The sequence below is a fragment of the Bradyrhizobium mercantei genome (genome assembly GCF_001982635.1).
GTDB classification, from domain to species: domain Bacteria; phylum Pseudomonadota; class Alphaproteobacteria; order Rhizobiales; family Xanthobacteraceae; genus Bradyrhizobium; species Bradyrhizobium mercantei.
Genome location: NZ_MKFI01000006.1, coordinates 448,266 through 462,423 on the forward strand (window position 1 = coordinate 448,266; position 14,158 = coordinate 462,423).

The following is a 14,158-nucleotide window of genomic DNA, read 5'->3' on the forward strand; positions in this document are numbered from 1 at the left end:
CATGCTCAAACAAGAAGCACTATTGAAATGGAGAAGACGATGACCGACGCAAATCCCCGCGGCGAGAAGTTCGAACGCGGCCTGCAAACCCGCCGTACCGTGCTCGGCGACGCCTATGTCGAGCGATCGCTGAAGGCGGCCGACGATTTCAACTGGCCGATCCAGAAGCTCGCGACCGAGTATTGCTGGGACGAGATCTGGAATCGCCCGGACCTCGACAAGCGCAGCCGCAGCCTGCTCAACCTCGGCATGATCGCGGCGCTGAACAGGCCGCACGAGCTCAAGGTGCACATCCGCGGCGCGCTCAACAACGGCCTGAGCAAGTCCGAACTGCGCGAGGTGTTTTTGCAGATCGCGGTCTATTGCGGCATGCCCGCGGGCCTCGACAGCTTCCGCATCGCCAAGGACGTGTTCGCGGAGATGGGCCTTGTCGACTGAGGTGGCTCCGATCGCAACCGCCGCATGGCAGGGCTTTCTCCGGCACGATGTGCCGGGCAAGGCCGCGCGGCTCAGCGTCCGCATCGGCGGCCCCGAGCATGGCGTGCCCGTGCTGCTCTGCCATTCGATCCTGACCAGCAGCGCGATCTGGCATCGCGAGGCCCTCGCGCTTGCCGCGCGCGGCTATCGCGTGCTCGCGCTCGACAGCCGGGGCCACGGACAATCCGCGGCGCCGCGCGGTCCCTACACGATGGACGATCTGGTGGCGGACGCGATCGCCGTGCTCGATCATTTCGGGATCGCGCGCTCGCACGTGATCGGCGTCTCCCAGGGCGGCATGACGGCGTTCGGCCTCGGCGTGCGCCATCCCGACCGCCTGCTCAGCCTCGGCGTGATCGCCGCAAGGGCCGACGCGCCACCGCCCTTCGCCGCTGCCTGGGACGACCGCATCGCGCTGGTGCGTGAGCGCGGCATCGCGCCGCTGGCAGCACCGACCGCCGAACGCTGGCTCGGGCCCGCCTTCCTCGCAGCGCAGCCTGCAATCAACGCGGCGCTGCTCGATTGCATCAACGAGACCGATCCCGAAGGCTTCATCGGCTCGGCGCGCGCGATCCAGGGCCTCGCCTATCTCGATGGCGTGACGCAGCTGCAAGTGCCGCTGACCATGATCGTCGGCGCAAACGACCAGCTGCTGGTGCAGCCGATGACCGAGCTCGCGGCCATGCTCGACTGTCGACTGGCAATCATTCCCGATGCCGGGCATCTGCCCCAGGTCGATCATCCCGACGAGGTCGACGCCGAGATCGAGCGGCACCTGTGCGACCTCGCGTGACGCTTGTCATTCCGCCGCCAAGCGCAACTTGGCGGCGGTGAACTGCACGATCACACGCAATTAGATGCGATCGCACGACGCCGCCCTGTCGCGATGTGCACCGCCCCACATCGTCAGTCGCACCACAGTCATCGAACCCGCAACAAAGCGTCATCCCTCCGTCAACTGACCGCGACAAGTTGTCGCGGCCAGCGCAGGCGATTCCAAATCCTTACCGGACATAGAGAGGGGCGAACCCATGAGTGGATTTCGTGACTATTTCCTGTCGACTGCCGCGATCGCGGCAGCCATGCTGGCTTGCGGCGTCGCAGCCGCGCACGCGGATGACGACAACGGGCATTCGCAGCGCCATGGCTACAAGCATGTTCTGCTGATCAGCGTCGACGGCATGCACGCCGTCGATCTGAAGCGCTGGGTCGAGAGCCGCCCCGGCGGCAACTTCGCCCAGCTCACCGGCAAGGGCGTGGTTTATCCGAACGCCTATACCACCGCGCCATCCGACAGCTATCCGGGCATGCTCGCGCAGGTCACCGGCGCCACGCCGAAGGGCGGCGGTCTGTTCTATGACGACAGCTACGATCGCACCGAATATCCGGCCAAGGCCTTCTACACCAGCCAGGGTCTCAACGACCCCGGTTGCGTAAGCCCGGCGGGCACCGAGCTCACCAACTTCGAAGCGCTCGACAAGAGCTACAATTACTCGAGCGGACTGGTCGCCGATTACACCGCCGGCGGCACGCTCGGGCAGGTCTACACCCAGCTCGATCCCGATCACATGCAGCGCAAGCTGGTGAACGGCCAGTGCGTCCCGGTCTATCCGCACGACTACGTGCGCACCAACACGATCTTCGAGGTCATCAAGCAGGCCGGAATGCGCACGGCCTGGTCCGACAAGCATCCCGCCTACGAGGATCTGGCGGGCCCGTCGGGCAACGGCCTCGACGAGCTGTTCGCGCCGGAGATCAATTCGCAGGACACGATCGATGCCGGCGCGAAGCCCGGCGACGACTACACCACGAGCTATACCGGCGTCCGCTCATACGACTCGCTGAAAGTGAAGGCGGTGCTGAACTGGATCGACGGCTACAACGGCACGCGCAGCCAGCGTCAGCCCGTGCCGGCGATCTTCGGCATGAACTTCCAGGCGGTCAGCGTCGGCCAGAAGCTCGCCAAGGCCGGCAATGCCGATAGCGACAAATCGCTGGTCGGCGGCTATGCCGACGCCAAGGCGACGCCCGGCAATGCGCTCACGCTGCAATTCCAGTTCGTAGACGACGCGCTCGGCAAGTTCGTCAACGAGCTCAAGGCGCAGAACCTCTACGACTCGACGCTGATCATCGTCAGCGCCAAGCATGGCCAGTCGCCGATCAACCTCGGGGATCGCGTCGCGATCTCGGATGCGCTGTACAGCAAGGCGCCGGGTTTCGGTGCCAACGGCTTCGAGATCTGCGATGACGAGGCGCTGGTCTGGCTGTCGCCGGAATTGCAGCAGGCGACCAACCCGGCGACCGGCAATCCCTATTATGCCGATGCCAAGGCCTACATCCTGGCGCACGCTGCCGATCTGCATATCCAGAAGCTGCTCGACCGCGACGAGCTGACCAAGCTCTACGAGGATCCGTTCCACAACAGCCGGGTGCCGGACTTCATCGCCATCACCGATCATGGCGTGATCTGCACCGGCGGCAGCAAGCTCGCCGAGCATGGCGGCTTCTCCAAGGACGATCGCAACGTCCTGCTGCTGCTCTCCTCGCCGCGCATCAAGCATGCGCAGGTCGTCGAGGACGAGACCTTCACCACCCAGATCGCGCCGACCATCCTCCGCGCGCTCGACCTCGATCCGCGCAGTCTCCAGGCGGTTCGTGAAGAGGGTGTCGAGGTGCTGAAGCTCAATGAAGGCGCAGAGCGGTTCTGACTCCCGCGGCGCAGCACACCGGACGGCGTGCACCGGCACAGCCTGACCGGACCGGCCGAACGGCCACCCCATCGGCGCCCCGAGCACGGGCGCCGATGCTGCTTTGCCGTTGATGTGCGCGCACGCGACCAGCGCGCCACGAAGAAGGCTGCAGCCGACAAACGAGAAAGCGCTGGGATGGCGGAGAGAGTGGGATTCGAACCCACGGTACGGTTTCCCGCACACACGCTTTCCAAGCGTGCGCCTTAAGCCACTCGGCCATCTCTCCGGGAGGCCTCTCTTGAAGGGCTGAGCCGGATTTTGCAAGGGGCGCGGCGCCGGAGTGCGAAATTTCCCCAATTGATTGAAAATATTGGGTAAATTGGCGGCCGTGGAGGCCGTGCGCGGCGCCGCTGTGGGTCACCGCGCGCGATTTTTTGCCGGTGGCGGGTCGGCGACCGGCGCAAATCAATGTATGCAGCCGATCCATTGCCTTCGTCATGGGTGCGATCGGCACCCGGCCCTCCCTGCGCCCTCTGCTTCGGGAGAGGCGGAATGAGAAGCAAGGCTCGGACAGATCATGTCGCGAGAATACGGATGTGACCCGCAGGCGGCTCCGCATTCTCGCTGTCGTCCCGGCCTTGAGCCGGCCCCATAACCGCGAGTGCGAATTGATTCATGCCGCTGGAGCCACAGCCCTCGCAACGACAACGCCCTGTGGTTATGGGTCCCTGCTCTCGCAGGGACGACAGAGCACGGGATGGGCGACATGACGCGCCCATCCCGCAAGCTCTATGTTCGCTCAGTGATATCGCGCGGCAAAATCCGCCGTGCGGCGCGGCCACAGGGTCGGTGGCTCCGGCAGCGCCGCGGTGGCCGCATTGTGCGTATCCTGCAGCGCCTCGATGAAGTCGGCGAACCATTGCTGGATGGTGCCGCTGTTGAGCTTGTCCATCATCGCTTCCCAGCGCATCCGCCGCTCGGTCAGCGGCATCGCGAGCGCCGTCGCCAAGGTGCGCGCCATGCCGTCGATATCGTGCGGATTGACCAAGAGCGCGGCGTCGAGCTCGTTCGCCGCACCGGCGAACTTCGACAGCACCAGCACGCCGGGGTCGGCCGGGTTCTGGGCGGCGACATATTCCTTGGCGACGAGGTTCATGCCGTCCTGCAGCGGCGTCACCACGCCGACCTGCGCGGTGCGATAGAGGCCGGCGAGCACGCCCTGGCCAAAGCCCTTGTTGAGGTAGCGGATCGGGGTCCAGTCCACCTCGCCATGCACGCCGTTGACGTCGGTGACGAGCTTCGCCACCTCGCTCGCGAGATTGCCATAGGCCTCGATCGCGCCACGCGAGGGCGTCGCGATCTGCAGCAGCGACACCGAGCGTTTCAGCGCCGGGTGCAGCGTCCACATCTTGTCGAACGCCTTGATGCGGTTGACCAGCCCCTTGGAATAGTCGAGCCGGTCGACGCCGATCGCGAGCTTCTCGCCGTTGAGGCTGCGCCGCAGCCGCGTCACGTCGGGATGCGTCATCGCCTTGGTCGCCTGCTGCGCGAACTTGCCGGGATCGATGCCGATCGGGAACACCGCGGCGCGGGTCCGGCCGAACGGCGAATTGATCACGCCGTCACGCACCTGGAATGCGAGGTCGTTCTGCACGTAGCTCAGGAAGTTCTCGCAGTCCTCGTCGGTCTGGAAGCCGATCAGATCGTAGGACAGCATCGCCTCGATCAGTTCGCGATGATTGGGCACGCCCGCGATCACCGCGCGCGCCGGCCACGGCGTGTGCAGGAAGAAGCCGATCGGCTGCGTGACGCCGAGGTCGCGCAGCTCGGCGCCGAGCGCGAGGAAATGGTAATCCTGGATCCAGAACACGGAATCTGGCTTGCGGAAGCGCAGCAGCGCCCGTGCCATGAACGCGTTCACTTCGCGATAGCTGGTGTAGTCCTCATGCGACGCACGAATCAGATCGGCGCGCGAATGCATCGCGGGCCACAGCGCCGAATTGGCAAAGCCCTCGTAATATCCGCCGTAATGCGCGGCCGGCAGATCGAGCATCGCCAGCGCGCCCGCACCGAGAGCTTCGACTTCTGCGAAAGGTTCCTTTGTGTTCCCGTCGCGGACACGTCCGCTGGAACCAACCCATATTGCCCCTGTCTTTTCCACTACCGGCAATAATGCCGCTGCCAGCCCCCCCGTCATGGGTTCATTGGGTTTTCCGCGCGAAACGCGGTTCGATACGACGACGAGGTTCACCAGGTCCCCTCCTGTTGGTCAACTCGCGTATTAACAACCATTCATCAAGATGGTTCCGGATCAAACAATCTCCCAATTGAAACCAAATTCTGACAAACGCGCACGGAACTCGCGGGAACTCGCGAAAAGAAAAATGCACGCGAGCTGCATGCGACGACGCAAAACAACCGCATTCCTTGATACGACGCGCGACGTGCATAGCGACGTGATTTGGTTAGGACAGATTCGCGTCCCTATCATCGAGCAGACGCGCGAGGAATTCGCGTACATCGCTCGGTCCGCCGAAATGTCCGGCGACGCCGGTCGCGCGACGACCGACCGAGAATGCGAGACCGTCGAAATCGGGCATGATCGCGAACACCGTCTCGTCGGTGACGTCGTCGCCGATGAAGAACGGGCGGCGTCCTCTGAACGGATCATGTGTCATCAGCTCGAGCACACCCGTCGCCTTGGTGAAGCCGGAATGCTTGATCTCGCAGACGCTCTTGCCCGGCAGCACCTCGATCGGCGCATTCGGCAGCTCGGCGCGGATCAGCGACACCGCTTCATAGATCGCCTTCTCTGCGGCCGGCGCCAGCCGATAGTGCAGCGCCAGCGAATAGCCCTTGTCCTCGAGCAGAATACCGGGGCTGAGCTTTGCGATCGCGGCGAGCCGGCGCTTCAATTCCTTGTCGAGCGGCGGCGCATGCGCGGCGACCGCCTCGCTGTCCGGCTGCAACCGCATCTCGGCGCCATGGCCGCCGATCGCGGGAAACATCTCCGGCGCGAAGATCAGATCGATGTCGTTGAGCGAGCGGCCAGAGACCAGCGCCAGCGCGCCGCCGGTGCGCTCATGCAATTGCTTCAGCGTCGTCGCCAATTCCGGCGGCACCCAGACCTCGCGCGGGGTCGGCGCGAAATCCAGCAACGTGCCGTCGATATCGAGCAGCACGGCGGTGCGCTCGAGCGGCGGAATCAGCGATGCCGGCGCCGGCACGCTGTCAATCCTGGCGTCAGGTGCGATGTCATCATCCAGGGGCATTTCGGCCACATCATGCTTCGTCATAGTCTACTCCACAAATGCCAATGGTCGCGCGACGGATTCGAGCGATTTTCGCTCGGCCGCGACGGCATAGCGCCATGCGACGGCTGCGGCGACCAACATGAGTGCCGACCCCAACAGGTAGCCGGCGAAGACGCTGTTGCGTGATCCGGTGTCGATCAACACGCCGAACAGCGCCGGTCCGATCACGCCGCCGATGCCGGTGCCAACGGCGTAGAACACCGCGATCGCGAGCGCGCGGACCTCCAGCGGAAAGGTCTCGCTGACGGTGAGATAGGCGGCGCTCGCCGCGGGCGAGGCGAAGAAGAAGATCACCATCCAGGCAATGGTCTGGGTCTGCGCACTGAGCACGCCGATCGAGAACAGATAGCCGGACAGCGCCAGCAGCACACCCGACACGCCGTAGGTCAGCGCGATCATGGTGCGGCGGCCCAGCGTATCGAACAGGCGGCCGAGCAGCAGCGGCCCGAGGAAGTTGCCGGCGGCAAAGGGCAGGATGTACCAGCCGACATTGCTGGCGGCGATGCCGAAGAAATCGGTCAGGATCAGCGCGAAGGTGAAGAAGATCGCATTGTAGAAGAAGGCCTGCGCCGCCATCAGCGTCAGCCCGACCAGCGAACGCTGCCGGTAGGTGGAGAACAGCGTCACCGCGACCTCGCGCAGCGGCGTGTGATCGCGCATCCGCAGCCTGATCTTGTCGAAATCCTCGCTCGCCTGTTCGCGGCCGAGCACGGAGGTCTCGATACCGGCGACGATCTTGTGCGCCTCGTCCGGGCGGCCGTGGATCATCAGCCAGCGCGGACTTTCCGGAATCCACATCCGCATCAGGAGCACGACAAGGCCGAGCACCGCGCCGGTGAAATAAGCGATCCGCCAGCCATGGTCCGGCGCAAGGAACGCGGGATCGAGCAGGATGATCGCGCTCAGCGCGCCGATCGCAGCACCAATCCAGAAGCTGCCGTTGATGACGAGATCGGTCCAGCCGCGATAGCGCGCCGGCACCAGCTCCTGGATGGTCGAATTGATCGCGGTGTATTCGCCGCCGATGCCGGCGCCGGTGAGGAAGCGAAACAGCGCATAGCTCGCGACATTCCACGACAGCGCGGTCGCGGCCGTCGCCGACAGATAAACCGCGAGCGTGATGAAGAACAGCTTCTTGCGTCCGATCCGGTCGGTGAGCCAGCCGAAGCCGAGCGCGCCGAGCACGGCGCCGGCGAGATAGGCGCTGCTGGCAAGCCCGACATCGGCATTGGAGAAGCTCATCGTCGGGCTCTCCTTCAGCGCGCCCGACAACGCGCCGGCGAGCGTCACTTCGAGCCCGTCGAGGATCCAGGTGATGCCGAGCGCCAGCACGACGCGGGTGTGAAAGCCGCTCCAGCCGAGGTTGTCGAGCCGGAGCGGGATCGAGGTCTCGATGATGCGGTCGTCACCCGGCATGGCTGGAGCCATGTCCTCGTGCGTGGTCGCAGAGTTCAACTGTGTCCGCTGCAGCGTCATCAGAATGGACCAATGAGAAAAGCCTCGGAACGTTGGGTTCCAAGGTTCTCTTTCCCAGGATTGCGGCAAACTGTGTGCCCGCCACGGGACATCAACGCCGCAGGCTAGCAGGGGTTCCCGCAATGCGGCATGGGAATCGCGATCACGGCGCTCTGGGCTCCGTCGTCGTCCTGGCGAAAGCCAGGACCCATACGCCGCGGCCATCGGAAAAGGGCACGCGGCGCGTTGTCCCTACACCGACGAACAGCGGTGGCTATGGGTCCCGGCCTGCGCCGGGACGACGATGGATAGACCGACGCGTTCGTTACGCCGCGCGGATGTTCGCCATGAAGCGGTCGAGCTCCTCGCGCAGCCGCGAGCTCTCGACCGACAGCGAGCGGGCCGAGTTCAGCACCTCTTCGGAAGCAGCGCCCGTCTCGGTCGCGCCGCGGTTGACCTGCGTGACGCTGGAGGCGGCTTCCTGGGTGCCCTGCGCGACGTTCTGCACGCTGCGGGCAATCTCCTGCGTCGCCGCGCTCTGCTGCTCGACCGAGCTCGCGATATTGGTCGCGATGCCGGAGATCTGGCCGATCGTGCCGCCGATCTCCTTGATCGCGGCGACCGATTCCTGCGTTGCGGCCTGCATGCCCGAGATGTGGGTGGAGATCTCGTCGGTGGCCTTGGCGGTCTGGCTTGCCAGCGACTTCACCTCGGCGGCGACCACCGCAAAGCCGCGGCCGGCATCACCGGCACGCGCGGCCTCGATGGTGGCGTTCAGCGCCAAAAGATTGGTCTGCTCGGCGATCGCAGTGATCAGCTTGACGACGTCGCCGATCTCCTGCGCGGCGCGCGAGAGCTTGCCGATCCGCGCATCGGTCTGCTCGGCCTGGCGTACGGCGGAATCGGCGATCTGGCTGGATTCCTTGGCGCGACGGCCGATCTCGTCGACGGACGCGGACAATTCCTCGGTCGCGGAAGCGACCGACTGCATGTTGCTGGAGGCCTCTTCTGAGGCGCCGGCAACCTGGCTCGACAGGTTCTGCGTGGTCTCTGCGGTCCGGGTCAGCGTGCCGGCCGCGGATTCGAGCTGCACGGCCGACGCCGACACGTTGGAGACAATCGAGCCGACCGCGGATTCGAACTCGTCGGCAAAACGAATGAGCTCGGCGCGCCGCGCGGTCGCGCTCGCCTTGTTCTGCGCTTCCTGGGTCGCGGCATCGCGCTCGGCCTTGGCGACTGCCTGGACCTTGAACTCTTCCACGGCGCCGGCCATCTCGCCGAGCTCGTCGCGACGGCCGAGGCCCGGCAGCACGACGTCGAAATTGCCCGCGGCGAGCTCGCGCATCGCCGCGCACATCGCCGCGATCGGCCGCGAAATGCCCTTGCCGAGCAGGAACGCCCAGACCAGACCGAGCACGAAACTGCCGGCGGCGAGCATCAGGATCAGCTGCTCGGTGTCGCCGATCATGGTGTGCGATTCTTCTTCAAGCCGCTTCTGGTCGGCGAGCAGATCGGACTTCATGGCCGCCGCGCCCTGGCTGATGGCAGCGGCGGATTCCGTCATCTCGACGGTCAATTCGTCGATCGCCTTCGCATTCTCGATCAGCTTGGCAAGCGCTGCGCGGTATTCGGACAGCAGCGCATTGATGTCCTTCACACCTTGAACGATCCGATCGTTCTTCGACGTGATCGCCTTCAGCAGATTCTCGGCGAATTTGAGCCGGGCCAGCGCGCTGGCGGCGACCGTCTTGTCGCCATTGACGACGAAGGTGGTGACGGCCCCGGTGATCGACTGGAGCTGGTCCGCCAGCTTCTTGGCGCCGAACTGGATCGACTCCAGCTCGGTGTCATCGGCGTTGCTCGGCAGGTCGTCCAGCTTGTAGCGCATCGAGGTTGCGCTGCGGACGAGCTGGTTCTGCGCAGTCTGGGCGCTGTCGTTCTTGAGCCTGACAATCTCGGCAAAGATCTTGGTGAAGGCGCGGAATTCGCGCTCGAGCTTGGTGATCTGATTGAGCCGGGCCGGATTGGTGGTGCCCTTCATCGACGCCGTGATGGCGTCCTTCAGGCTGGCCTCGGCGGCGAGCGCGGCCTTGGCATCGTCCTCCTTGCCGGTCGCGACGTAATAGCGCGCCAGCGAGCGGTAGGAGATCAGTTCGCGATCGATGTTGCGGGCGAGATCGGCTTCCGCGACGCTCTGGCGATAGGAGCCGACGCCGGTGGAGACCCGCTCGAAGCCCATATAGGCAAAGCCCATGGTGGCTGCCGACAGCGCCAGCGTGACGGCAAAGCCGAGCATGATCTTGGCGCGGAATCTGAGGGTGGGGAGCCTGATCGACGACGATCGCTTCAGTCCCGGCATTCCAACCCCCGTCTTCATTCTGAAAACCACGCGGGGTCCGGCGGCAACCCGCCCCAGTCCCCGGCGGGCAAAATTAAGGCAGAATCAATAAGGCCCGGTAAATGTGCAGCAGCCGCGCCGGTTCGGCCCCGGTACTACCTTGGTCGGCCCAAGGGGGTGGGCAAGGTGATTGACGCGCGGGTCCGGCCCGATAGTTTAGAACCGATCAAGCCTGTCCCTGCCCGGGCCGGGAGAACACATCGGGAGGTGTCCCATGTCATCGCGTCGATCGGCGCCGTTGGCGCTCGCGGCGAGCCTGGCTGCCGGCGATGTCGGCCGGCCCATGACATTCCCCCTCACGACCTAGAATATAAAGACGGGCCCGGCCGCAACCGATCGCGGCAGGCCCCGTATGCCCTTGAGACCCGCGCTGTCGCGACCGGCCGCGCCAAGAAGAGCAAAAAATTCTGGTCAGGGAGGACGCCTTTGGCGAAGCAGAACGGCAGCGCCACCGACAGCATTGTCGTGGTGCAGGCAAAGACCGACGGGCCGCGGGAGGCGGCCGACGAGATCGCGCGCCAATTGGCGGCGACCGAGCTCGCCATGCTCGTGGTGTTCGTGTCGCCGTTCTACGATCCGCAAGCGTTCATTGCCGAACTGTCGAGGCGGATGCCCGACGTTGCGATCTTCGGCTGCACCACGGCCGGCGAATTGTCGCCGGCCGGCTGGGACGAGGACAGCGTGGTCGCGATGGGATTTGTCGCGGCCGATTTCGTCATCGCGGCGCGGCCGCTGTTCGACGTCTCGACATTCCGGGTCGACCACGGCCGCTCGATCTGCACCGAGTTGCAGCACGAATTCGCGCAACGCACCGAGCATTGCGACCACACCGACGAGTCCTTCGGGCTGCTCTTCATCGACGGCATGTGCCAGCGTGAGGAGACCATCATGTCGGCGATCTACGCCTCGCTCGGCGACATCCCGGTGGTCGGCGGCTCCGCCGGCGACGGGTTGCGGTTCGAGAAGTCCTGGGTCTTCCATGACGGCAAGGCCCATAGCGATGCCGCCGTGCTGATCCTGATCCGGACCCGGCTGCCGTTCCGCACCTTCAAGTGCGACCATTTCGAGCCGACCTCGACCAAGATGGTGGTGACCGAGGCCGACACCGAGCACCGCATCGTCAAGGAACTGAATGCCGAGCCGGCGGCGCTGGAATATTCCCGCGCCGTCGGTCTCAGCGACAGCAAGCTCGAACTGTTCTCCTTTGCCGCGCATCCGGTGCTGGTCCGGGTCGGCGGCGCCTATTACGCGCGGTCGATCCAGCGCACCAATCCGGACGGATCGCTGCAATTCTTCTGCGCCATCGACGAGGGCATGGTGCTGACGGTGGCGCGCGAGCGCGATCCGATCGACGTGACCAGCCGCCTGCTCAAGGAGCTGACCGAGGATCTCGGCGAGGTCTCGATGTTCATCGGCTTCGAATGCGTGCTGCGCCGGCTCGATGTCGAGCAGCGCCAGCTGTCGCGCGAGATGTCGGAGCTCTACCGCCGCAACAAAGTGATTGGCTTTCAGACCTATGGCGAGCAGTATCGCTCGATGCATGTCAACCAGACGCTGACCGGCATCGCCATCGGCAAGCGGGCGATCGCGCCGCAATGACCGACAGCAAGACCACGCGCATTGCAGCCCTCGAACGCGAAGCCGAGAAGCTGCGCAAGATCAACGCCGCGCTGATGTCGCGCGTCGAACGGTCGACCGACCAGCAGCTCAACGCCTTTTCGCTGTTCGAGACCGCCATCGCGCTGGACCAGCAGGTGCGCGACCGCACCCAGCAGCTCAAGCAGGCGCTGCAATCGCTGGAGAAGACCAACGGGCGCCTGCTGCAGGCCAAGCAGCAGGCCGAGGCGGCAAGCTCGCTGAAATCATCGGTGCTGGTTTCGGTGACCCACGACCTGCTGCAGCCGCTGAATGCGGCACGATTGACGCTGTCCGCACTGGCCGAAATGGCCGCCGAGCCCAAGAGCGTCGCGCTGACCGATCAGATCGACCGCTCGCTGGCGACGCTGGAAGACATGCTGCGCACGCTGCTCGACATCTCGAAGCTCGATGCCGGCGTGCTGCGGCCCGAGTTCGGTCCGGTCGCGATCGCCGCGCTGTTCGAGGCGCTGGAGCAGGAATTTGTCGCGACCGCCGCCAAGCGCAATCTCGGCTTCCGGATCATGCCCTCGTCCGCGGTGGTACGCTCCGATCCGCTGATGCTGCGCCGGATCCTGCAGAACCTCGTGGCCAATGCACTGCGCTACACCCAGCGCGGCAGCGTGCTGATGGGCTGCCGCCTCAGGGGCGACGACGTCTGCATCGAGGTGCACGACACCGGGCCGGGCATCCCTGAAGCGCAGCGCGAGGCGATCTTCGTCGAATTCCAGCGCGGCGAGACCAGCGCCGGCGACAAGGCCGGCATCGGGCTCGGCCTTTCCATCGTGCGCCGGTTTGCCGATTTGCTCGGCCATGACATCAGGCTGAATTCCCACGCCGGCAAGGGCTCGGTGTTCTCGGTCACCGTGCCGCGCACGCTCGATCCGGTCGCGATCCCGGTGCGCGAGCAGGCCAGCGTCGACTATCGCTATGGCGGCATGGAGGGCGCCAAGATCCTGCTGATCGAGAACGATCTGTCGAGCGCCGAGGGGCTCGCCCATCTGCTGGAGAAATGGGGCTGCGACGTCGCGGTGACGATCTCCAAGACCGAGGCGCTCGAGCGCATCCATGCGCTGGACGGCATTCCCGACGCCATCATCGCCGACCTGCATCTCGACAATGGCGAGACCGGCATCCAGGCCGTCGACGTGATCCGCGGCGAGATCAACGCCAAGGTCCCGGCGATCATCGTGACCGCCGACTACTCGGCCAAGGCCGCCTCCGACGTCTCGGCGTTCGGCCATGAACTGCTGAAGAAGCCGATCAAGCCGGCCGAGATGCGCTCGCTGCTGTCGTTCCTGCTGGCGGCGGAGCAGTCCGGCGCGCGGCTATGATTCAGCGTTGTGCGACGAGGCCGTCACCGGCGCATGGTCCTGCTTGCCGAAATCGAGCTTCGACAGCGCGATGATGGCCTCGGTCCGGCTGCGCACGCCGAGCTTGCGCAGGATCTCCGAGACATGCACCTTCACGGTGGTGACCGAGATATCGAGCTCATAGGCGATGTGCTTGTTCTGCAAACCGTGGCAGATCATGTCGAGCACGCGAAGCTGCTGCGCGGTGAACTGGCCGAGCTGCTGAATCAGCTGCTTGGTCTCGGCCTGCGCCTTCCGTGCGGCGGCGGTATCACGGAAGCGCGTCGGCAGGCACACCGCGCCTTCGAGGATGCCGCGGAGCAGCCGCGCCAGCTCGACCTTCGGCGTCGACTTCGGGATATAGCCGGAGATGCCGAGCGAGATCGCGCCGCCGACGATCCGGGAATCGTCATGTGCCGACACGATCACCAGCGCACTGCGCGGCGCGGCGGCGCGCACCCGGTAGGCACCGAGCAGGCCCGTGGTTCCCGGCATCGACAGATCGAGCAGGATCAGATCGAGCCCGTCGCGGGAGGCGATCACGTCAAGCGCGCCGTCGATCGAGGTCGCCTGCAACACCTCGGCATCGGGAAACTCGGCCCCGATCACGCCGATCAGGGCGGCGCGGAATAGCGGGTGATCCTCGACGATCAGCAGTCGAGGCGTACCCGCTCTATCGAGAGGCGGCTGGTCCGCCGGGGGCGCGGTCGTGGTCAATGCTGCGCCGTCCTCCCTCGGATGCTCGTGACAGCCATGATGCGCACGACGTTATCTCAAAGCTGACCCGCAGCCTATAGGTAGCATCCCGGATGCGTTCGCCTCACAGCGCGGCAAGCC

At 65.2% G+C, this 14,158-nt stretch carries 10 protein-coding genes and 1 tRNA gene; 5 read left to right on the forward strand and 6 right to left on the reverse strand.

The window, feature by feature from the left end:
• Positions 1-39 precede the first annotated feature (39 nt).
• The 3 genes from BI327_RS28795 (at position 40) to BI327_RS28805 (ending at position 3,185) form a co-directional block, all read left to right on the forward strand.
• Positions 40-438, forward strand: coding sequence for a carboxymuconolactone decarboxylase family protein (locus tag BI327_RS28795; RefSeq protein ID WP_206685368.1), 399 nt, complete (start codon positions 40-42; stop codon positions 436-438).
• Positions 428-1,270, forward strand: a complete 843-nt coding sequence (locus BI327_RS28800) for an alpha/beta fold hydrolase (protein ID WP_159450491.1) — start codon at positions 428-430, stop codon at positions 1,268-1,270. Before BI327_RS28795 ends, BI327_RS28800 begins: the two co-directional genes overlap by 11 nt.
• Before the next feature lie 238 nt (positions 1,271-1,508).
• Positions 1,509-3,185, forward strand: a complete 1,677-nt coding sequence (locus BI327_RS28805) for an alkaline phosphatase family protein (RefSeq protein WP_083742248.1) — start codon at positions 1,509-1,511, stop codon at positions 3,183-3,185.
• A 178-nt stretch (positions 3,186-3,363) separates the two neighbouring features.
• Here the strand turns inward: BI327_RS28805 and BI327_RS28810 are convergent.
• The 5 genes from BI327_RS28810 to BI327_RS28830 all read right to left on the reverse strand — a co-directional run bounded on the left by BI327_RS28810 (position 3,364) and on the right by BI327_RS28830 (position 10,295).
• Positions 3,364-3,453, reverse strand: a tRNA-Ser gene (locus BI327_RS28810).
• Positions 3,454-3,966: 513 nt separating this feature from the next.
• Entirely contained in the window at positions 3,967-5,418 is a 1,452-nt protein-coding gene (locus BI327_RS28815; RefSeq protein ID WP_076864643.1) for a trehalose-6-phosphate synthase, read from the reverse strand.
• A 214-nt stretch (positions 5,419-5,632) separates the two neighbouring features.
• A complete protein-coding gene (gene otsB, locus BI327_RS28820) occupies positions 5,633-6,439 on the reverse strand; it encodes a trehalose-phosphatase (RefSeq protein WP_089025631.1) in 807 nt (268 codons plus the stop codon).
• Positions 6,440-6,466: 27 nt separating this feature from the next.
• Positions 6,467-7,909, reverse strand: a complete 1,443-nt coding sequence (locus BI327_RS28825; RefSeq protein WP_089025632.1) for an MFS transporter — start codon at positions 7,907-7,909, stop codon at positions 6,467-6,469.
• Positions 7,910-8,261: 352 nt separating this feature from the next.
• A complete protein-coding gene (locus BI327_RS28830; protein ID WP_076864646.1) occupies positions 8,262-10,295 on the reverse strand; it encodes a methyl-accepting chemotaxis protein in 2,034 nt (677 codons plus the stop codon).
• Between the two features lie 465 nt (positions 10,296-10,760).
• On the opposite strand from BI327_RS28830, the gene BI327_RS28835 reads away from it, so the two are divergent.
• Together BI327_RS28835 and BI327_RS28840 are read left to right on the forward strand one after the other, a co-directional pair.
• Entirely contained in the window at positions 10,761-11,933 is a 1,173-nt protein-coding gene (locus BI327_RS28835; protein WP_076864647.1) for an FIST N-terminal domain-containing protein, read from the forward strand.
• Complete coding sequence (locus BI327_RS28840; protein WP_076864648.1) at positions 11,930-13,303, forward strand: ATP-binding response regulator; 1,374 nt, start codon at positions 11,930-11,932, stop codon at positions 13,301-13,303. Before BI327_RS28835 ends, BI327_RS28840 begins: the two co-directional genes overlap by 4 nt.
• On the opposite strand, the gene BI327_RS28845 is transcribed toward BI327_RS28840, so the two are convergent.
• Positions 13,298-14,038, reverse strand: coding sequence for a LuxR C-terminal-related transcriptional regulator (locus tag BI327_RS28845; RefSeq protein ID WP_076864649.1), 741 nt, complete (start codon positions 14,036-14,038; stop codon positions 13,298-13,300). The genes BI327_RS28840 and BI327_RS28845 overlap by 6 nt on opposite strands.
• Between the last annotated feature and the right edge of the window lie 120 nt (positions 14,039-14,158).